16 protein-coding genes are annotated in these 22,024 nt (G+C 33.1%); 5 read left to right on the top strand and 11 right to left on the bottom strand.

Going from position 1 to position 22,024, the window contains the following annotated elements; translation table 11 throughout:
- Nucleotide 1: 1 nt before the first annotated feature.
- Complete coding sequence (locus EHC72_RS12730; protein ID WP_131538088.1) at nt 2–1,327, top strand: RagB/SusD family nutrient uptake outer membrane protein; 1,326 nt, start codon at nt 2–4, stop codon at nt 1,325–1,327.
- Nucleotides 1,328–1,395: 68 nt separating this feature from the next.
- Nucleotides 1,396–2,151, top strand: coding sequence for a LytR/AlgR family response regulator transcription factor (locus tag EHC72_RS12725; protein WP_131538087.1), 756 nt, complete (start codon nt 1,396–1,398; stop codon nt 2,149–2,151).
- Between the two features lie 358 nt (nt 2,152–2,509).
- Here EHC72_RS12725 and EHC72_RS12720 read toward each other — a convergent pair whose 3' ends face one another.
- The 5 genes from EHC72_RS12720 to tgt all read right to left on the bottom strand — a co-directional run bounded on the left by EHC72_RS12720 (nt 2,510) and on the right by tgt (nt 10,665).
- On the bottom strand, nt 2,510–2,788 hold the full coding sequence (locus EHC72_RS12720) for a lipopolysaccharide assembly protein LapA domain-containing protein (protein ID WP_131538086.1): 279 nt from the start codon (nt 2,786–2,788) through the stop codon (nt 2,510–2,512).
- Between the two features lie 3 nt (nt 2,789–2,791).
- Nucleotides 2,792–5,596 carry a TolB-like translocation protein gene (locus EHC72_RS12715; protein WP_131538085.1) on the bottom strand — a complete coding sequence of 935 codons (2,805 nt, stop codon included), beginning with the start codon at nt 5,594–5,596 and terminating at the stop codon, nt 2,792–2,794.
- A 1,954-nt stretch (nt 5,597–7,550) separates the two neighbouring features.
- The gene (locus EHC72_RS12710) at nt 7,551–8,429 is read right to left on the bottom strand and encodes a DMT family transporter (RefSeq protein ID WP_131538084.1); all 879 of its coding nucleotides are present in this window, start codon (nt 8,427–8,429) and stop codon (nt 7,551–7,553) included.
- Nucleotides 8,430–9,533 (bottom strand): LptF/LptG family permease, encoded by a 1,104-nt coding sequence (locus EHC72_RS12705; RefSeq protein ID WP_131538083.1) that lies wholly within the window; start codon nt 9,531–9,533, stop codon nt 8,430–8,432.
- Between the two features lies 1 nt (nt 9,534).
- Nucleotides 9,535–10,665 carry a tRNA guanosine(34) transglycosylase Tgt gene (gene tgt / locus EHC72_RS12700; RefSeq protein WP_131538082.1) on the bottom strand — a complete coding sequence of 377 codons (1,131 nt, stop codon included), beginning with the start codon at nt 10,663–10,665 and terminating at the stop codon, nt 9,535–9,537.
- A 229-nt stretch (nt 10,666–10,894) separates the two neighbouring features.
- On the opposite strand from tgt, the gene EHC72_RS12695 reads away from it, so the two are divergent.
- Nucleotides 10,895–11,929 (top strand): glycosyltransferase, encoded by a 1,035-nt coding sequence (locus EHC72_RS12695; RefSeq protein ID WP_246029423.1) that lies wholly within the window; start codon nt 10,895–10,897, stop codon nt 11,927–11,929.
- 20 nt (nt 11,930–11,949) lie between these two features.
- Nucleotides 11,950–12,585 carry a 16S rRNA (guanine(527)-N(7))-methyltransferase RsmG gene (gene rsmG / locus EHC72_RS12690; protein ID WP_131538080.1) on the top strand — a complete coding sequence of 212 codons (636 nt, stop codon included), beginning with the start codon at nt 11,950–11,952 and terminating at the stop codon, nt 12,583–12,585.
- Between the two features lie 2 nt (nt 12,586–12,587).
- On the opposite strand, the gene EHC72_RS12685 is transcribed toward rsmG, so the two are convergent.
- From EHC72_RS12685 to EHC72_RS12660, 6 genes are all read right to left on the bottom strand, one after another.
- Nucleotides 12,588–14,144 carry a M56 family metallopeptidase gene (locus tag EHC72_RS12685; protein ID WP_165585819.1) on the bottom strand — a complete coding sequence of 519 codons (1,557 nt, stop codon included), beginning with the start codon at nt 14,142–14,144 and terminating at the stop codon, nt 12,588–12,590.
- 110 nt (nt 14,145–14,254) lie between these two features.
- Nucleotides 14,255–14,626: a BlaI/MecI/CopY family transcriptional regulator gene (locus EHC72_RS12680; protein WP_131538078.1), complete on the bottom strand. Its 372-nt coding sequence runs from the start codon at nt 14,624–14,626 to the stop codon at nt 14,255–14,257.
- Between the two features lie 180 nt (nt 14,627–14,806).
- Nucleotides 14,807–15,751, bottom strand: a complete 945-nt coding sequence (locus tag EHC72_RS12675) for a M28 family peptidase (protein ID WP_131538077.1) — start codon at nt 15,749–15,751, stop codon at nt 14,807–14,809.
- 95 nt (nt 15,752–15,846) lie between these two features.
- Nucleotides 15,847–16,428 carry a rhodanese-like domain-containing protein gene (locus tag EHC72_RS12670; RefSeq protein ID WP_211660310.1) on the bottom strand — a complete coding sequence of 194 codons (582 nt, stop codon included), beginning with the start codon at nt 16,426–16,428 and terminating at the stop codon, nt 15,847–15,849.
- Nucleotides 16,429–16,488: 60 nt separating this feature from the next.
- Nucleotides 16,489–20,022 (bottom strand): chromosome segregation protein SMC, encoded by a 3,534-nt coding sequence (gene smc, locus EHC72_RS12665; protein ID WP_131538075.1) that lies wholly within the window; start codon nt 20,020–20,022, stop codon nt 16,489–16,491.
- Between the two features lie 171 nt (nt 20,023–20,193).
- Nucleotides 20,194–20,799, bottom strand: a complete 606-nt coding sequence (locus tag EHC72_RS12660; protein ID WP_131538074.1) for a hypothetical protein — start codon at nt 20,797–20,799, stop codon at nt 20,194–20,196.
- A 236-nt stretch (nt 20,800–21,035) separates the two neighbouring features.
- Here EHC72_RS12660 and EHC72_RS12655 point away from each other — a divergent pair, with 236 nt between their 5' ends.
- Complete coding sequence (locus tag EHC72_RS12655; RefSeq protein WP_131538073.1) at nt 21,036–22,019, top strand: potassium channel beta subunit family protein; 984 nt, start codon at nt 21,036–21,038, stop codon at nt 22,017–22,019.
- The last annotated feature ends 5 nt before the right edge of the window (nt 22,020–22,024 follow it).

Genomic DNA, 22,024 nt, shown 5'->3' with positions numbered 1-22,024 from the left:
GATGAATAAGATTATAAAATTAACCGCAGTTTTGTTCCTGACACTATCAGTAAGCAGCTGCAAAAAATACCTGGATGTAGAGCCAGTAGGGAAGGTTATTCCAACGACCGTCGCCGATTTTAGAGCTTTATTAAACTCAGGATACGCACAGTTTCCTCGTCATAAATCTGTATTAGCATTTCGTACCGATGAATTGGTTTTAAATAATGATGAGCCCGATGCAGCAAGCTTCCGCGATCAATACCAATGGAACGATGAAAACCCCGATGCAAATTCAAAGGAAATGCCTTACGGAGAGTTTTATACTTCAATTTTTTATGCAAACTCAGTAATTGCTGATATTGAAAATAAAGCAGGTAAAAACACAGAAACAGCACAAATTAAAGGCGAGGCTTATTTACTTCGTGCTTATGCTTACTTTGAATTGTTAAACGTTTATGCAAAAACTTTTAATAAAAATACAGCAGCAGCAGATCGTGGCGTGCCAATTGCCCTGGTTATTGATATTGAAACAAATTATAAACCAGCAACTGTAGAAGCGGTGTACAATCAAATTTTTGCAGATTTAGCTACTGGTCAATCTTTAATTAATGCCGATAGCTTTAACGCCGGTTTAAATTACCGTTTTACCAAACGTGCAGCACTTGCACTTGCTGCCAGAATTTATCAGTTTAGAGGCGATTGGAGCAATGCCCTTAAAGCAACTCAAAGTGCCTTAACAATCAACAATCAATTAGAAGATTTAAATGTTGCCGGTGCTGTTGCGCCAAATAGCTACCTTTCAAAGGAGAATATTATGTCGATGGAAGATGTGTTTAACTCGTCAACAAGCAGAAGTTCGTACATGTCATCTCACTTAATTGGCATTTACGACCAAGCAAATGATAAGCGATTTGCTTTATACTTCGGTAAAACATTTGATGGTTATGTCTCTAAAAAAGGTAATGATAACGCTTTTAAAATTTCCTTCCGTAACGGAGAACTTTACCTAATTCAAGCAGAAGCAGCTTTGCAAACTGGTAATCTTACTTTAGCACAGCAAAGTTTGTTAGCTTTAAAAGCTAAGCGTTATACGCCTGCTTTTTATGCTACAGAGCAAACGCGAATAGCCGCTATGAATAATGATGATTTGATGCAGGAAATTATCAAGGAAAGAGAAAAAGAACTGGCATTGGAAGGTCACCGTTGGTATGATCTTAAACGATACGGCCAGCCAGTGATTAAGCATATAGTGGATGGTAAGGAATTTACGCTAACTAAAAACGATCCGAGGTATACATTACGTTTCCCACAATCGGCGATAAAGGCAAATCCAAACCTTCAATAGCATTAAACTCCGGTCTGTTTTTACAGGCCGGAGTTTTTTTTTACTTTTACATCCAAGTAAAAAACAGGATGAAAGTAGCAATAATTGAGGATGAAGAGCTGGCAGCGGATACGCTAAAAAAAATGCTGGTTAAGCTCAATCCCGAAATACAAATATTGGCCATCCTCGCTACCGTAGAAGAAGCCATAACATGGCTTACAAAAAATAATGCTGATTTATTGTTTATGGATATTCATCTAGGAGATGGAGAGAGCTTCCAAATCTTTGAACAAGTTTCAGTATCTGCCCCTGTTATTTTTACAACAGCTTACGATCAATACACCCTTAAAGCCTTTAAAAATCAGGGTATAGATTATTTGTTAAAACCTTATGATGAAGAAGATTTAGCTTTAGCATTAACAAAACTTGATAGTATCCGTACGTTTTCTACCCGTAAATTTGCTCAAATCAGTTATCAAACTCAAGGTTCTGCCCCTAAAATTCGTAACCGCTTTATGGTTAAGTTAGGGAAACTGATTAAAACTGTCCAATCTGATGATATTGCATATTTTATGGCTGAAGGGAAATATCTTTTTCTCGTAACCAACGATAAACAAAACTATATTATTGAAGAAACCATTGGCAGTTTAGAACCTCAGTTGGATAGCGCAGATTTTTTTCGCATCAATCGGAAATTTATCATCAACATTAATGCGGTAAGGGAAATGTATAAACTATCCCGAAACAGAGTAAGAATTGTGCTAGAACCTGCACCAGTAGAAGGATTAGAAGTTGTAGTGAGCGAAGAACGTGCAGAAGCATTCAAAAACTGGCTCAATCAGTAAAATTGGTTACTCATTTATTTTGAATGCAATTTTGACTAAGCTAAACCATCCTTTTTTTAATTAATATCGTATTTTCAGCGTTAGGTAATCTGTACTATTTAATGGCATTCCGAAAGGATTTTTTAATGGGGCGTAACTAAACCATAATCACTTTTTATTAATACTTTTATCTCTATACCTAATTTTATTAAACATACATGCAGTATCGATGCATAATGGCGCCAATATAAAGCCTTCTGTTGACGTGAAGACAATAGCGGAGACAAACTAAGTCATTAAAGCTGAAGAAGCCTGTAAAAGCTTAAAAATAAGTTTTACAGCTTTGTAGGCAAATGGATTAAATAATAAATACTTTTTATTAACTAATATAATCTCTATCCTCGTCGCTCAAGGTTTTTTTATTTCCTTCAATCGAGTGTTTTTCTATTTCTGCATCCAGATTTTTTAAGGTTTTTCTTGGGAGACCAACTATAAATCCGATAATAAAGCCAATAACAATACATACGCCAACAACAAGTAATTTTGAAACTGCCAATGTTGTAACCAGGAAATTAAAGTCTACAGGATCTGTATTAACCATTAAGAAAATTGTTAATAGTGCCGTTAGAATGATGATAAAGATTGTTTTTGTGCTCATGTTTTAGAAGCTATAGTTAAATGAAAACTCTAATATCGGGTTTTGATTGTAAATTTGATTAACAAATACTAATCTCGTACCAACATCAACAACAGGTTGATACCTTAAAATGTTTAAGCTTGTGTTCAATTCTACACCATAAGTTTTAGGCTGACTCAAATTTGTGTCTTTGCCAATGTTCTCATAATGACAAAATAATCCTCCTCTAAAATTTCGAATATAAGCCAACGGTCCGATTTCCCAATCTGGAAAAGCAAAAGGAAAACGATAATTAAAAAGTAAGCTATTTTGAAGTTTACTTTTAGCTAAAATATTATTGTAACCATACACCGTTGCAATTTCAGTAGCGTACTGATTTACGCCCGTTGCTTCTTGATAATTGAAGCTTGCCAGGAACGAATGGTTTTTAGCAAATCCAGGGAAGTACAAAAAACTTTCTAAAGCCAAAATCTCTCCTTTTAAATTTTTATCAAAAGGTTGATGGTCGTATGTTACCCTAAAAATTTGTGCCCATTTTGGAGCAATATCTCTTTCGGTTGTTGTAACGCTATGGTTAAAAGTAAAGTTGTATTCCATCGGAAATTTTAGCCTCGTAATAAAATTGGTTGGCATATTTTGCGGCATGTACCTTTGCGTAAAACTCGTTGCCGCATTTAAGTTAAAAGAGTAGTTTTGATTTCTGGCGTTAAACGAAAGTGGGAGTGAAGCATTCAACTTTATATAGTTCTCTCGCCAATCTCCCTGCTGTGTGCCATTTTTAGTTCTGTAGAAAGTTCTTTTAGGTCTGTTGCGATATAGAACACTAAAAACTGGATAAAATGCCTTGTAGCTAATGTCTGCAGTGTATTCAAATCTTTTTAAATCCCGATGGTATTTTGTCCCAGTATAAAAGTCCATCGTATTAAGTAAATTGTTAGATTGTAACTCTAATCCAAAAGTATATTCATCATCAATACTCGGAATGATACTGTGAAAATTGAAAAGATTTAAAGCCTGATGATAACGCCTAGATTGGTAAATACTGTCTGGGATATTTTCAAAAACATTACCCGTATTTTCTTGCTTTTCTGCCGCTGCGGCAAAATCTACAAATCCATCTTTTCCAATTTCTTTTTCCTCAATATTTTTCTCGGAAATTTCATAACCGTTAATTTTATAATCATTAAAAATAATTTTTTTATTCTCGGTTACTGTCGGGTTAAAAGCACCGTAGTTCGAAGCCGTAAGTGCACTAATCTTTCCAGTCGTAATATCAATATCGTAAATATTATCAATGCCATTAAAGTGTGCATTAAAACCTATTTTATCATCAATAAAAATTGGCCTGCTCAGTTGCTGTCGGCTATCGGTAATCAGTAACTTCTTATTCCCGTCATTTAGTAAAATTAAATTTTTACCTTTTTCATTCACCCCAATGTAGGCAATCTTGTTTCCTGTTGCATCAAAATTTGGAGTTTGTAAAATTAGGTTTTCAGGGTTTGGATATGTTTTTAAAATTTTGCCTGTTGCTGTTTCAATTTCAATTAGATTAAACTTATTTTGAAGATCAACTTTTACAGCTATAATTTTCTTTGCGTCGGCCGAGAGACTAGGAGAAAAAATCTTACTTTTTTTACTCAGTTTACTGAATTTTTTTTTGTTGAAATCATAGCTGCAAATCACGCTGTAGTTTCGTTGCTTATACCTCGGGTCATACCTCACTTCATCCCAAACTAAAACACCATTTTTAAAGCTAAACCACGGCTGATCTTGATAACCAATTCCAAATAATTTTTGCTCACTCTTATCCTCGTTAATTAGCACAAAATGTTTCGCCTCAGTCTTACTTTCTTTAAGCGCCAAAATTTGATTTTTATTAAAGCGTGCAGGTAAAAAATAATTGGTAGCATAAACCGATTTTTGATTCAAACTAGAGTAGCTTTCTGTCGATAAATTTTCAGCTTGATTTTTCCATTTTTTCTCAATGCTATTTTGTGTAGAAAGAAAAAACTGCCTTGTGTTTTCTCCAATAAATTTTTTTAAGCTTTCAGAAAAAGGGTATGGGCGAATAGGTCTTTTTCTAATATCATGTAGCAAGCTATCCGAAAAGAATTTTCCATGTTCCTCCTTCATACTTGCAACCATTAAATAGCCAGTTTGGTAATAGCCTGGAGTCACATCTTTATTCGATCCAAAATACGCTTTACTATAACTGAATTTTTTGCCTTCCAAAATTGAAGCCCTAAAAGGCATAATCCAATTTGGCTGCCTCCCTCTGCCCGATAAGGTTAGAGCGGTTTCGTTAACTACTGCATCACCTTCAAAAAACCAAGTTGGTATAGCAGCTCCCATGTATGCAAAGTAAACCAACTCAGGAAAAGGTTTTGCTTGTCCACCTGTCAATCTGTCAAATTGAGCAATGTGCCGAAGCTCATGTACCGCAAGGTTATTGAGCCAATCTTGGCTATCGAAGTACTGTGGAGGGGTAGCGTAAAATTCAGATTTTTTAGGTGCCAGCTGAACAAAGCCGTTCGCTAACGTTCCTCTGTTTTGTAGTAGGAGTGGAATGGAGGTTTTCTGCCTGTTTAATCCGCTTCCAATTTTGGTGTAGATGAATGGTAGGGTATTGGCCATTCTTTGGGCCTCTTTCTCCAATTCTTCAGGATAGATGATTTTAAAGCCGCCAGACGAAATATAGTGCCATTTTACACTAAGTGGGTTCTGAGCAGTGCTGAAAATTTGCCCAAAAACTGATACTGAAATAAAACTTAATGTAATTGTTGATAAGTATCTGATAATTAGTTGTTTGTTTGCTTTTTTGAAGTTCATCTAAGTTTTATGCTAAAATATTTAGTTTTTCAAAATTTGTAATCTTAATTTTATCTATTTTTAAGATTTATATAAAATTTATAACTTATTGATTTTTATTTTTTTATTTAATTTATATAGATTAATTAATTTGATGTTTTTAGTGTTTTTGTTGGCGATTGTTATATCTATTTTTTATCATAAGTGGAATGAACAACTCATCAATATTTACTGCTTTAAATTACACTTATTATTCGATTTTCCTTGAAAATTTTTTCTCCATTTTGAAATTCTGTTTACATAATATGATTTTAAACAGGCTAAAAAAAATCTAATTAAGGCGTCCAATTTTGACTGTATTTCTTTATGTTTTTGTTTTTACCTTGTGCTTCTAAAAAGTGCTTACAAAATCTACGGTTCTCGATTTTGTTTCTTTAGGTTTTTACATTCGATTTTTCTTTTGTGTTTACCTGGAATTCTACTCAATTAAATGCTAGTTTTTAATAATCGAATTACTTTAAAAACTATTCTTATAGAAGATAAAGTTTATGACAATAAGTCATGCTTTGTTTTTTTTAAGCTTCACTATTTAAGATTTACTAATAGATTTATATATAGATTGACATTTCATTCTTAAAATTTTTGGCTAAAAATCTAAAAATCCATTTTTCAATTTCCTTTACTTTTTTGGAATTATCTACCGTTTGAACCAGATTTTTAGGACTATTTTTAGCTTGCAAAAAGTAGGATATTTTAATTTTTTGTATGAAAAATGGTTTTAAAAACAGCTAAAAATTTATAGAATTTGGTTCGATAATGCAGTTTTACTGGAATATTTGATTGCTTACGCCTAAAAATTAGAAAATATTGAAAAATTTCATTTTCGATATAATTATCTGATTTATAGCGATTTGTGGTTATTTTCGTGTTTCCTTATTTTCTTTAAAACCATCGGGCATGTGGAGTTAATTTATTCAGTTTTATGTGAATATGGACTGAACTGCTGATTGAAAACCAGCATTTAATCAGGAAAATTTGAGTCAAATTCAAAAGGGAATAACGATTTTTTTTGCGTTGATTAGAGCCTTTTTTTTAATTTTTATAATTGCTCTTTAACTGAATCAATATAGATTTTATCTCTATTTCTAAACAGGAGTTGGTTGCGGTTAATCAATGTTTTACTCCTATTTATTTGGAATATTTTGATTTTATTTAATAAGTTTTTGGTTTAATAGAACTTATTATTTGCGTTGTATTTTACTTAAAATAGTGTTTTGTTTTTTAAGTTTTTTACTTGGTTTTTAGCGCTTTTTTTTAGTGATTTTAACCATCTATTTGGTGGTTGATTTTTCATTATTTTAATATATTATTTTGTGTTAAATTACTTCATAGATTGGCTGTGTTTATGGTTTTCTGTTAGTCTATTTTTAGGGCGATTTATGTTTAGTTTTATTCCCTTAATGTGGTAAAATTTAGGGCTTATTTTGATGTGAAATCTATCTCATAAGCTTCTTTTATTATCTTAATAAATTAGTTTTTTTTAGCTGGAATATCATTGAATTTATGCTGTATTAATTCTTAATTATGAATACCAAATTTCTTGTTATTGCATCTGTTTTAATAATCATTAGTTGTCGTTTTTACTTAATAAAATGAGCTTGCAGTATAATCAATTTCTTAGCCATTAATTGGTTTTAGGCTTTCGGAATTTTGAGCTTTTTGGCTGTCTTTACGAGCGTAATAATTTAATACCATATGAAATTTAGCGGTTATTATTCACTTAAAAGATTGGTTTATTTCGGAAGATTAGTATTGTTTAAACAACACCAATTTATACACCTAATCTTTTTATTATCTCACTTCTGAAAATATTTTTATACAGGTTTTAATAGTTAGTTTTTGCTCGTTACTTAACTTTTTAAAACTTAAATGAAGTTATAATATTGGATAGAATAGAACTGTTATTATGAAAAAATTAAGGATGATTTTTTCTGTTTTTATATATAGGATAAAGGAATACAGAAGCCAGGATAATGATCGCTCCGATATAAAAGCCACCCGTCATTTGTTCCTTATTTTTAAAGAAAATAAAAGCCAAAATAATTCCGTAAACAGGTTCTAGATTGGTAACTAAGGCTACTCTAAAAGCAGATAAAGTCCTCATTACAGATACGCCTGCAACGTAAGCAACGGAAGTACAAAAAGTGCCTAAAATAGTTAGGTAGAACCAATCTTTTAAGCTCAGATTAAAATGAGTATTTAATAGGGATCCATCATATAAACGGTATAATGTAATCCAAAATAACCCACCAATAAGTTCATAAAAACCAATAATAGATGGTTCACTTTTTTGTACTAAAGTAGAATTTATAGTGGAGAAAAGGCTTGAGGCAACTGCCGCTAAAAGCCCAAAGATTATTCCTAAAGTATATTGACTTTCGAATTTAAAGATTAAATAAATACCAGCTATAATTAATAATCCAACTAAAATATCACCCATAAAAATAGGCTGCTTTTTAATCAGCGGTTCTAAAATTGCAGTAAATAAAGTAAAGGACGAAAGGCAAACAAGGGTAACAGAAACAGTAGAAACCTTGATAGCATGAAAGAAAAATATCCAGTGTATAGCTACAATTCCTCCAGTTAAAAAGAACTGGATAAATTGTTTTCGAGTAACTTTTAAATTAGTTTTCGTAATTAAAAACCATGCTAAAAGAGTTGAAGTTGCAATTAAAACGCGGTACCAAACCATGGGTACTGCATCAATAGAAATTACTTTTCCAAGTACACCTGTAAAGCCCCAAACAAAAACGGTAAGATGAAGAATTAGGAGATTTTTTTTATTTGCATCCATTTATTTAGGCGCTTTAACAAGCAGGTAAACACCTAGTATCCCAAAGAAAATTGTTGGCGCTAATACCGCAATAAAAGGGGGTAAACCACCTTTAGTAGAAAACATTTGAGTAAACTGGTTAAACACTATATAAGCGAAACTTAGAAAGATGCCAATACCAAGCGATACGCCAACGCCTCCGCGTACTTTGCGTGAAGACAAGGCTACGCCGATTAAAGTTAATACGAAGGCTGATAATGGATGCAAATAGCGTTTGTACTGCTCAAACCTAAGATCATTCATTACACCTGTTCCCCTAATTTTTTCTTTCCTTATTTTCTCAGAAAGCTCTGCCGTTGTTAAGTTTTGTACTACGTTATCATAAGCTGAGAAATCATCAGGCCGCATATCTAAAATAGTATCCTTAAGCTTCCCATTACCATAAATCATGGTTTCTTTGAGGCCATCAATTTTGCGAATAGAGTAGTTATTTAGTTGCCATTTACGTTTTAATGAATCCCATTTAATGTTTTCGGCAATGATTTTTTTAGTTAGTACATCACCATCAAAATTATCCAAAGAAAAACGATAGCCTGAATTGGTTTTGTTGTCGAAATTATCAATGTAGATATATGTTTTATCATCCAGTTTCATGTGGATGTTGGATTTTGTTGATGGATCGTTACGTTTGACGTAAGTGTTTTCAAACTTATTTTTTAACGTATTTGTATATGGTAAAAGGTATAAATTTGATAATAAATTTGCCGAAAAAATAATTGTTGCTGAGATGAAATACGGCCACAGAAAGCGATTAAAGCTTACGCCACCGCTTAAAATAGGCACAATTTCTGTTTGATCAGCCATTTTTGCTGTAAAAAATATAACCGCAATAAAGTTAATTAGCGGCGAAAGCATATTAATATAAAATGGAATAGAGCCGGCATAATATTTAGTTAATATGCCCCAAAAACTTAAACCGCTTTTCATAAAATCATCCATTTTCTCCGATAAGTCGAAAACAACGATGATAATTACAAAAATAGCCAGTGCATACACAAATGTACCAAGGTATTTGCCTATAATGTAGCGGTCTATAATTTTTATATTGCCCTTAATTATGTTCATTTTATAGTTTATTGCCTAATACTTTAACCATCTGATTTTTCCACGCGTAAAATTCACCAGTTAAAATCTTTTCTCTGGCCTGTTTTACCAACCAAAGATAGAAATGTAAATTGTGTAATGTGGCAATTTGAGCACCTAGCATCTCCTTGCTGTGTACCAAATGCCTTAAATATGCTTTACTCGTAACTAAATCTACATGTAAATCACTATCCGGTTCTAAAGGTGAAAAATCATTTTCCCACTTCTTATTACGGATATTAATAATGCCGTTTTTGGTAAATAACATCCCGTTTCTGGCATTTCTGGTCGGCATAACACAATCAAACATGTCAACACCCAGAGCAATATTCTCTAATATATTAATAGGAGTACCCACACCCATTAAATAACGTGGTTTTTCTACTGGTAATATATCGCAAACTACTTCTGTCATTGCATACATTTCCTCGGCAGGCTCTCCAACGGATAAACCACCAATAGCATTCCCCTCACGGTCCATACTTGCGATAAATTCGGCAGATTTTATCCTTAAATCCTTATAAACAGAACCCTGTACAATAGGAAACAAGGTTTGATCGAATCCGTATTTTGGTTCCGTCTGGTCAAAATGCGTGCAACAGCGCTTCAACCAACGATGTGTCATTTTAATAGATTGTGCCGCATATGTATAATCGCACGGATATGGTGTGCACTCATCAAATGCCATAATAATATCGGCGCCAATGGTTCTTTGGATATCCATTGCATATTCAGGCGTAAACAAGTGTTTTGAACCATCAATGTGCGAGTGAAAAGTTACGCCTTCTTCCTTAATCTTTCTTACTTTACTTAAAGAATAAACCTGGTAACCGCCGCTATCTGTCAAAATTGGTCTGTCCCAACCTATAAACTTATGTAATCCACCAGCCTGTTCTAACGTGTCCAATCCTGGTCTTAAATATAAATGATAGGTATTGCCTAAAATAATTTGGGCATCAATATCCTGTTTTAATTCTCGTTGGTGTACTGCTTTTACTGTTCCAGCAGTGCCCACAGGCATAAAAATGGGTGTTTGTATCTCTCCGTGAGCAGTTGTAACTGTTCCTGCTCTGGCTTTTGAAAGTGGATCGTTTGCCTGTAAAGTAAATTTCATATCGTTCTTTTCTCCTCGCTAAAAATCTGCCAAAAATAGCAAATTATGAGGTCATATTTTTGTTTAATTTTTTATCAACATAAAAGTGGATTACTGATTTAAAATGAGAAATTTGTGCCTGTTTTATTTTAACATCGTGATATTAACCTTACCCGAACTTTGTTTGCTAGCTTTTCTGGCCTTTTGTTTATTTATACAACTGTATTATGTGCTTTTTGTGCATTTAAAATTGGCAAACATACGTATAGAAGAAGTGCCCCATATTGCCCTAAAGCCTATTAGTGTAGTTATTTGCGCTCGAAATGAAATCGTAAATCTTCAAAAATACTTGCCGTCTATATTTGCTCAAAATTACCCTGATTTTGAGGTTGTCGTTGTTAATGATCGATCATGGGATGGTACAGAGGATTTCCTTGAAGAACTGGAAAAGCAGTATAAAAACTTAAAAGTAGTAAAAGTACTCGATAACGATAAGTTTATTGCAGGCAAGAAGTTTGCCGTTACCATGGGGATTAAAGCTGCTAAAAATGAATGGCTTGTTTTTACGGATGCAGATTGTACTCCAGCATCAGGAAATTGGTTGAGAGACATGCAGCAACCTGCCGAAGAGCAAACAGAAATTTTATTAGGTTATTCTCCATATTTAAGAAAAAGGGGGCTCCTAAATGCTTTAATACGTTTTGAAACTTTTTTTACTGCTGTAAACTATCTTTCTTTTGCCTTAAAAGGAATGCCTTATATGGGCGTTGGTCGTAATATGGCTTATAAAAAATCTTTGTTTTTTAAAAATAAAGGCTTCGCTGCGCATATGCATATTCCATCAGGTGATGATGACCTTTTTGTAAATGCACATGCTAATAATAGAAATACAGCAGTTAGAATTAATAAAGATAGCCATGTTTGGAGCGAGCCAAATACCAGTTGGGCGGGCTACTTAAGACAGAAAAAACGTCATTTTGGCGCTGGAAAGCTATATAAATCAAAGCATAAGTTTATTTTAAGCGTGCAAATTATTTTCCAGTTCTTGTTTTATGCATCATTTGCAGCTTGCATGTTTTTTAGCAGAGAAGTACAATATGTTGCAGCAGGTATTTTGCTTTTAAGCATTATCATTCGTTGTTTTATTTATCCTAAAATTTTAAAACGCTTAAATTATAGCGATTTACGTTGGTGGTTCCCAATATTAGATATACTTTTGTTCTTCTTTTTAACACTTAATGGCTTTTTAGCCCTATTTGGTAAGAAAAAAGTGAACTGGAAATAAGATTCTCAATTGTTATAAATATGCTTGAAGTTAAACCTGACATCATCCTTAAATACTTTACAAATTTAACTGAAAAACAAATTGCTCAGTTTGAACAGCTTTTTGAATTATATAGCTTCTGGAATGCACAAATCAATGTAATTTCTAGAAAAGATATTGAAGAATTGTATGAACGCCATGTATTACACTCTTTAGGAATAGCTAAAATTTGTACATTTAAACCAGGCGAGGATGTTTTAGATGTAGGAACTGGCGGAGGATTTCCAGGTATTCCATTAGCCATACTTTTTCCTGAAACCAATTTCCATTTGGTTGATTCTATCGGAAAAAAAATTAAGGTTGTTAAGGAAGTAGCATCAGCACTTGGCTTAGAAAATCTGCAGGCAGATCATTTACGGGCCGAACAAATCAAAAATAAATACAATTTTATTGTTTCAAGGGCTGTTACCAGACTTGGAGAGTTCTATCCTTGGATCCAAGGTAAATTCAAAAAAGAATCTATTAATGCAATTCCAAACGGTATTTTGTATTTAAAAGGAGGGGATTTAGCTGAAGAAATTAAAGAATCAAAACTGAAAGCAGAATTATATCCGCTTTCAGATTATTTTAGTGAAGATTTCTTTGAAACAAAATACGTGGTTTATGTGCCACAATAATCTTAATCGGTTAAATTAACTACACCTCTTTTATTTAAATAGGGCTTTCCATCAATTTTCATAAGGTACTGATATTTACCGGCTGGCAATGACGAAAGGTATTTTCCATAATTGCCGTTATTGCCATTCCAATCGTTTTCATAATTGGTATTATTGTATACAACTTTACCCTTTTCATTATATACGGTTAATGTTTTAACCTTAAAATCAGAGTCTGGGATAACTAATAATTCACTTTTTCCTCTATTAAGAGAAAGTTTTGAGAATAGTGGGGGCGGGCTGATTGCAGCTGTATTTTTCTGCACTTCTGGTTTCGGCTCAATTGCCGGTGGTGGTTGAAGATGAGTACGAGGCTCACCAATTCTGTTTGTTATTTTTGTGCCTTTTTTTGGCGGTTTAGGTGGTTTAGGTGGTTTTGGTGGAGATGCTGGTTCCATTGGAGGTGGCGGTGCAGGAATATCTAAAATAGTTGCCTTTGAACCAATGATTTCAATAACCCCGTTTTTTCCCTTTTCTCCATATTTTTTAAATCCGTTCTCAGGATTCAATAATATAATGTGATTCACATTTTTTACGCCTCCTAAGGTGCCTGGCTCAACTTCTTTACTGTTAACAATTAATAATCTTTTACTCACGGGCATTGGCTTTTTCTGTTCTTCATTAAACCTGTAATCAAAATAAACAGTGCTTAAATTCGGTACATTAATGCCATTTGAACGAAAAGCTTTTTTAACTGTATCTTGTCTTATAGCCAGTTTCGCTTGGTTTTTGCCTGAATAAAGATCTACAATTCCATAATCTTTTGTAAAGGCCATAGTTGATAAAGAAACTATTCCGCCTACTAAAGGTAAAGTTAATAATAACCTTAGCCTTGACCATTTGCTGGATTTTTTCTGATTTAACATTTTAATTCGTTTTTTTAATATTGAGGTACTAAACATTTGATTCGTTAAATTGACAACGTTAATTCCTTGCGAATTTTGGATGAGAAACATGGCATAATCGTATTTTTCATCATCTTTTTCTGTCATTTGTTCATCAGCAAGATATTCATGAGTGGTTCTTATCTCGCTTTTAATTAGGTAGGTAATTGGATTAAACCAGTTGATGATTTGAGTTAATTCAAAAAATAATATATCGTAACTATGTTTTTGTTTAATATGAACCATTTCATGCTTTAAAATGATATTTCTTTGCGGTAATAATGGATCAATAAAAAGTAAGTTGAAAAAGGAAAAGGCAAATTTTGAATTTTGTAATTCAACTATTTTTATTCCATTTTCTACCCTTTGTGTCGATTTTCTTAGGATTTTATTGATTTTAAGAACACCGATTACGGTTTTACAAAGCAGTATAAACGTTACTAAAGCATACACAATTAATAAGAGTTGAGACAGATTAAAAAAATCAGACTGTTTTGATGCAGCTTGTTGAAAATCAATTGCTTCAGTTGTATATTGTGTGAAGTCATCTTCAGGGATAAAATTAGGTAGTATCGGATTAAAATATCCTATTTTTAGTAGCGGAAAAATGAATGAAAACACTGTACTAAATATCAAGAAACATCGATTTGCAGTATAAAAGGTTTCTTTCTGTAGAAATAATTTGTAAAACCCATAAAATAGGGTGAGGTACAAATTTGACTCGAGTAAATAATAGAACCAGTTCATCATTTATCTTTTTTAAGTTTCTCTGCCAGTTGAATAATTTCATCTAATTCACTTTTACTTAAACTTTTTTCCTTTACGAGAAAAGAAACTAAACTTTCGTAAGAATTTTCAAAGTAATTGTTCATTACCTTGTCAAAAGCAAAGTGTTTATAATCAGATTCTTGTATTGTGGGGAAATAGATGTGCGTGTTTCCTATTGCCTTATGATCGATAAAACCTTTGGTTTCTAAAACCCTAATAACAGTTGAAACAGTATTGTATGCAGGTTTCGGTTCTGGCATTTTCTCTATTACTTCTTTTACTAGCGCTTCACCCAGTTCCCAAAGGATCAGCATAATTTGTTCTTCCGCTTTTGTAAGTTCTTTTATCATTGTAACTATTTTTATAGTTTGCTTAATTGAAGTTACTACTATTTTTATAGTTTTCAAACTATTTTTGTAGTTTGTTGTTAAGTATTTGAATTACAGAATTTTATTTTTTATTTGGAATTAACTTTAAACAAAAAAACCTGCCGATAGGGCAGGTTTTAAAATTATTAAGTGAAAAGATTACTAATTCTTCATCATTGTTTTGTTTTTAAGGGATAATTGCAAGCCTGTTTGACGATCAACATTTTTTGCTACTTCTAAAACTGCATTTGCGGCATCATTAAAAAATGATTGGGTAATGGTTTCAAACTTATCTGTTGATTGATGGTAATCTTTATGATCTTCGACTCCAAAGTATAAAAAAGGGATATTTTTTGAATTAAATGCACCTTGATCGCTTTGATTTGTCCAATCTTCATGCCCCAACTTTGGATCATCATGTCCTAATAAAACCTTTATTTTAGGGTTATTATTAACAACATATTTTTTAAGTTCTGGGTATTTAAAAGTTCCACAAACGTATAATTCACCTTTATCGCTATGACTAATCATATCCATATTTAGATTTAAGCTTATGGTGTTAATTGGCACTGGTGGGTTAGAAACAAATGCTTTAGCGCCTTGTAAACCAACTTCTTCAGCATCAAATGCCGCAAAAATTAGGGTGTTATTTGGTTTGTTCTTTGAAAAATAAGCAGCAATTTTTAATAAGCCTGCAACTCCAGATGCATTATCATCTGCACCATTAAATATAACATCTTTAACTATACCTAAATGATCATAATGGGCAGAAATAACCACCACATTTCCACTTTTTCCAGGAATGTAACCTACTATATTTGTGCCATTAACAGTTGCTCCTTTGGATTTAAAAGTAAATTCTTGGGCATAATTTACATTTGCGGGGTAAGATTTTAAGCCCAATTTAATAAATCTGTCAACAATGTAAGCTCTTGCCATTTCTGCTCCTTTTGTTCCAGTTTTTCTGCCTTGATAAGCGTCAGACGAAAGGACTTGCACATCTTTTATCAATTGGTTATCTACATTTTGAGTGGTTCCCTGCTGATTTTTAACAGATGAACAGCAACTTAGCATAAGTGCTAAAGGGATAATATATAGGATTTTCATTTAATGTTATTTGGCTTAAAGGTATTAATTATTGAAAGAAAACGTCGTTTATTCAACCGTATTGCATAAAAATTAAGACTAATAAACTCTCAAATTTATTTCACTGTTCCTTCAAACTTAATTCTTTTGTCATTCACATTTACCAGTTCATTCAATTCGTACACATTTCTATATCCATAACCATAAAGATTGATGTATGTTGGAATATTTAGCGCAAGCATTATTGGCTTTCTATTGGATAGAATCTGACTTTCCATTTGAGGTTTAGGTGTGGCAATCTTTGATGCAAAATCTACTTGATCTCCCTCAAAATTATTATTACAGTAAATTAATATTTTTGTATTAACATCGGGGATAAGTTGATTGAGATTTTGTTGAGTAAAATCTGTAAAACTTAATGATTTAGCCCCTTTTAAATGCTTTCTTTTATATCTAAATGTAGAACGTGCATCTAAAATAATTACATTTTTCTCTTTACTCATTTTTAAAAATGTATCTAAATTGATTAGGCGATCTCTTCTATGATTTTCTACTGCTGTTACGAGGTTTTTGAAATCCTCATAATTAACCAAAGCTTTTTTATATTTCAGAGGAGAAGAAACGTCTTCCTGGGAAAAGGAATATTTGGTAAACAATAACAGAACAGCTACAAGGGCATATTTAACAATGTTTTTCATACTCATATTGTAATTAACTAAAATTAAAGTTAATAATAATTCCCGTCTATGAGATAAAAATTAAGCTGCTACTTCTCTTAAATCTACGGCTACAACTCTTGAAACGCCTTGTTCAACCATTGTTACACCATAAATTATATCTGTACTGGCAATAGTACGTTTGTTATGCGATACGATAATAAATTGAGACTGATCTGAGAATTTCCGGATAATATTATTGAATTTATCAATATTGGTATCGTCTAAGGGGGCATCTACCTCGTCAAAAATACAAAATGGTGCAGGTTTTAAAAGATAAAGGGAGAATAGGAGCGCTGTAGCGGTTAAAGTTTTTTCGCCACCAGATAATTGATTAATAGATAGCGGTCTTTTTCCCTTCGGACGGGCAATAATATCAATATCAGCTTCCAGAGGATTAGCGGTATCTGATAAAATTAAGTCACAGCTATCTTCATCATTAAATAAAGAGCGAAAAACTACAATAAAGTGCTCTCTTGCCTGCGTAAAAGCCTGCATAAATTTCTCTTTTGCGGTATCATCAATTTCTTTAATGGTTTGCAAAAGATCAGTTTTTGCTGCAATAAGATCCTTTTTTTGGTTCTGAATAAAGGTATAACGCTCATCCATTTCCTTGTAAGCTTCCATAGCCATAGAGTTAATTGCTCCAAACTCATCAAGCTGTCGCTTCATTTTCTCTACTTTTTGCCTTAAATCAAATTCGCTTTCAGTTACTTCAGTTTCAGTTTCTAAAAGGTCATTAATATCTATGTTAAATTCAACTGCAAGGCGCTCTTTTAAAGCATTTAAGTCTATTTTTAATGCATTTTTCTTATCTTTTAATTCAGTTAATAGAAAGTCGGTTTCCTCTCTATTTTTACGAAGAGTTGTTAGGTTTCCTTCAACTTCATTAATATTACCCTTGCTTTCAAAATATTCTTTTTCCGCTTCGGCAAGTCCCTTTTCCATTTCCTCGCGTTGTTGATACATTTCTAAAAGCGTATCATCATTTAAATCAGTATGCTGAAGAGTTTTAGTGATTTCTGTTAAGGTTTCCTGCAGGTCTTTTTCATTCTGTTCTACACGTTTATTCAAAGCTTCTTCCTGCACAAAACGATAGTCTAAATCCTTTTCAAGGCCAGAAAGTTTGTTTTGTTGCTGATGAAAACGGATATTATCCTGATTGTATTTTCCAGCCAATTCATTAACCTGATCGGCAATTTCTTGATAGTTAATTTGTTGCTCCTGTAGATTAATGTGCGCTTCTTGCTGATTTTTTTGTAATGCAACCAATGCCGGAAGCTTTTCAGACAAACCTTTTTCTATCGAAACAATCTTTTGAGCAATATCCGCTTTACGGTTTTCGCTCGTGGTAATAAACTCATGGTATTGATCTCTACGGGTTTGCACAGAAATATGCTCGTTATTTAGGCGATTTAATTCCTGTTGCAGGGCGTTAATCTGATTAAGTCTTGATGCCTCTTTCAGATTGAAAATGTTATCTGTTTCAGTCGCAATTGCTGCATTGTATTGATTAATAAGTGTTTCTGCAGATTTTACTTCTTTTGCTAAGTTTTCTAAATTTTTAGCACGACCAATTCTCTTTCCTTCAAATAAACCAACGGAGCCACCTGCCAAAGTAAATTTTGTTTGTGCATACTTCCCATTTTTAGCCAAAATAGTAAGTCCTTCTGTTGGAGTTTGCTTAAATAATTGCTCTTGTTCGCCAGTCGCGATGTATACATTTTGAAGCAACAAATTGCAAAGATGCTGGTATTTTTTATCAACTTCTATAACTTGTAAAGCAGAAATAAGGCCATCATGTTCTTTTAATAAAGGGTTTTTATCAGGCACATTTTCTAAAATAAAGAAATTTGCTCTTCCTCGGCTTGCATCTGTTAATAGATTAATTGCCTGAACTGCGTCCGCATATTTTTCAACTACATAATGGTTCATTACGGGCTCCAAATAGTTCTCAATTGCGATACGATAATCTTCATTACAGAATAAAATATCAGAAAGGAGAAGGGCACTTTTTGCAAAGGAATTGTTCTTTTTTAAGAAACGAATAGACTCTGGAAAGCCTTCTAAACTATCTACAAGTGATTTTGTAAGGTTATATTCATTTTGCTTTGCATCCCTTTTGCGGTTTTCTGCATTAAGTTTTTCTTTATTTGAGCTTAAATTGATTTCTGCCTCCGCCAGTTTGGTTTTTAATACTTCCTCAGCTTCCGTATATTGCTTAATATTACTTTGCTTTTCGCGTACCTGAATATCGAGCTCGGCTAAAGCATGATCAAAAGCTTTTAATTCGAGACTTTTGGTTTCCGTATCATCCACATTTCTATTGGTTTCCTGCACCAAAGCATCTTTTTGGATATTTAAAATATCTATTTCCTTTTGCGATTGATAAACCTGATTCTGCAAATCGTTAACAGATTTAATCAAATTATCCGTCCGGTTTTTCTCCGTTTGCTGTTGTTCTCTTAAAGTATCAAGTGTTTGCTTTAAAAGTTTTAAATCAGATTCAAGGCGATTAAAAACTTCAGTTTCTGTTAGCACTTCCTCATTTAAGCGCTTAATATTATATTTTATATGATTAACTTGGTTTTTATCCTTTTCCAACTCACCTGACAAACGGTTTTCTTTTTCCTGCAGAAAACGCATTTGCTCATTTTTAACCTTCTTTTCGCTTTCGTAAGCACGAATTTTAGAAACAAAGTCATTGGTCGCTCTTTGCTGCACAGAAAGATTTTTTTCCTGATTTATGCTGCCTAATTTAAGCTTTTGCAATTCAGCCTCACCAGTATCAATTTTGGTGCTTAGCTCAGTTCTATTTACTTGTTGTAACTGTTCCTGGCCTTCTAATGCGGTTAAATCGGTACGGAAAAAAGCAATACGATGGGTAGCAAGCTGAACACTTAACTCGCGGTATTGCTCTTTTAATTTATAATAGCGTTCTGCCTTTTTAGCCTGATTTTCTAAAGTTTTAAGATTTTTCTCAATTTCAAAAAGTAAATCTTCAACACGTTCTAAATCGGCTTCAGTATCTTTTAACTTGTTAAAGGTTTGTTTTTTTCTGAGTTTGTATTTTGAAATTCCTGAAGCTTCTTCAAATAAAGAGCGACGAGAATTTTCCTTATTGGAAATAATTTCATCAACCATCTTTAATTCGATAATTGAATAGCTATCTGAACCAATACCTGTATCAAGAAATAAATCTGTTATATCTTTTAAACGGCACTGAACATCATTTAAACGATATTCGCTATCACCATTTCGGTATAATTTACGGGTAATTGTAACTTGTGAATAAGCTGTTGGAAGTACATTTTTAGTATTATCAAAGCTTAAAGAAACTTCTGCAAGCTGCGCCTGCTTTCTATTTTTTGTGCCGTTAAAGATGATGTTTTCCATCTTTTCTGAACGTAGGGCACGAGTACTTTGCTCGCCCAAAACCCAGCGCATGGCATCAATTACATTGGATTTTCCGCAACCATTTGGACCTACAATAGCCGTAACACCCTCGTTAAAGTTAATGGTAACTTTATCGCCAAAGCTTTTAAAACCTTTAATTTCTAATCGGGTGAGTTGCATTTATATCGAACCCTGGAACGGGAACTCAATAATAAGGATAATTTCGCTGATTTTCAATTTAAATACTAAGCCGATTTTTAAAAATAAATCCTTGTTAGTTTAAGGATCTTTAGTACATCAACGCTAGATATGGGGATCAATAATGGATTGATCCCCTCACTTAAAAATTAGCTATTTGGATTTTGGTGTGGATGGTTGTCCGGGGCCTTCACCTCCACCAAGTATTTGTTTAGTATATTGAACTTTTATCCCTTCCGATGGAAATATACTGACTTGTGAAGTAATATCTTCTTGTGTATCAAAGTCTATTACTTTTTTTATTTTAATATTATATTCTTTATGGATAACTGTAGTTTGTACAGCACCTACACCCGTTGTCATATATTCGTTTTCAAGAGAATAATCAAAAAAATAATTTGGATAAGCATGAATAAAGCAAGAGCCAGGACCAACTAATTCAAGCTTGCCTGTTGGCTTACTCACAGATCTTGCTTCCCATATAATTCTTAAATTTCTATTACTGCCTTCTTGGTAAACCCTAAAAGTATCCCAATTATCAACTGGATCTAAACTCTGCCCGTAGATAGTTCCCGTATTTACAATATATATATACTCGGTAGAATTAACTGTATTATTTTGAGTGTCGTTTGCCCGCTTATTATTTTGCTGTATTAATGCATTACTAGATTCAAGTGTGGAAGAGTCATTTTTTTTACAAGAAAGAATTAACGTTACAACAGTGGTCATCGCTAAAAAATAAATTTTTGTGTTTTTCATAGTGCTAAAAAATATGTATTTGGATTGTTTTATGTGGGTATTATTGTATATGGCTTGTATTTTTTATTTGTAGTACTCAAAAATAATAAAAGTATCTGGATGCAAAGAATTAATAAATTTATTGAAATAGTTTGTTGTTTGTAAAAAATCTAATAACTCAAACATTCTCTAAACTTTAATGGTAATATTGATAGTGAAATTCAATCATTTAAAACTTAAACATTCAATAATTAAACATGGAATATAGAAGATTAGGTAAATCTGGCTTACAGGTAAGCGCTTTATCATTAGGTAGTTGGTTAACATTTGGTGCGCAGATTAGTGATAAAGTTGCCGATGAATTAATGGGAATTGCATACGATGCTGGTGTAAACTTTTTTGATAATGCTGAAGGTTATGCAGAAGGTAAGTCGGAAATTGTGATGGGTAAAATCCTTAAATCAAAAGGTTGGGAAAGAGAGTCGTTTGTGGTATCAAGCAAGGTGTTTTTTGGTACGGAAAATAAGGGTCCAAATCAAATGGGTTTATCACGTAAGCATGTTGTAGAGGCTTGTAATGCCGCTTTAAAACGTTTGCAAGTGGATTATTTAGACTTATATTTTTGCCACCGTCCAGATAAAAATACGCCGATTGAAGAAACAGTTTTAGCGATGAATACTTTATTACAACAAGGTAAAATTTTATATTGGGGTACATCAGAGTGGAGCGCAGCAGAAATTACCGAAGCCATTGCGGTTGCTAAAGATTATCGTTTAATTGGCCCTACTATGGAACAACCACAGTATAATTTGTTTGAGCGTAAAAAACTGGAAGATGATTTCTTATTGCTTTTCCGCGATCACGGATTGGGCACTACCATTTGGTCGCCACTGGCATCTGGTTTATTATCAGGTAAATATACTAAGGGTGATGTAAAAGATACACGTTTGGCTGATGCGAAATTGGGTTGGTTAAAAGACAATGTTTTACAGGCTGATAGATTAAAGAAAGTGGAAGAACTGCAGAAAGTTGCTGATAAACTGAATGTATCTTTAGCGAAATTCTCTTTGGCTTGGTGCTTAAAAAATCCAAATGTAAGTACGGTTATTTTAGGTGCATCTAAAGGAGAGCAGTTGAAAGAAAACCTTACCGCTTTGGAAGTTGTGCCTTTACTTACTGATAAAGTGATGGAACAGGTGGAAGAAATTATGGGAACAAAACCAAAACTTCCTCAATTTTAATTATA

It is taken from the genome of Pedobacter nototheniae (assembly GCF_004335085.1).
In the GTDB taxonomy this organism is placed as follows: Bacteria; Bacteroidota; Bacteroidia; order Sphingobacteriales; family Sphingobacteriaceae; genus Pedobacter; species Pedobacter nototheniae.
The sequence above is the reverse complement of the archived record's forward strand: the minus strand, read 5'-3'. Positions and strand labels throughout refer to the sequence as shown.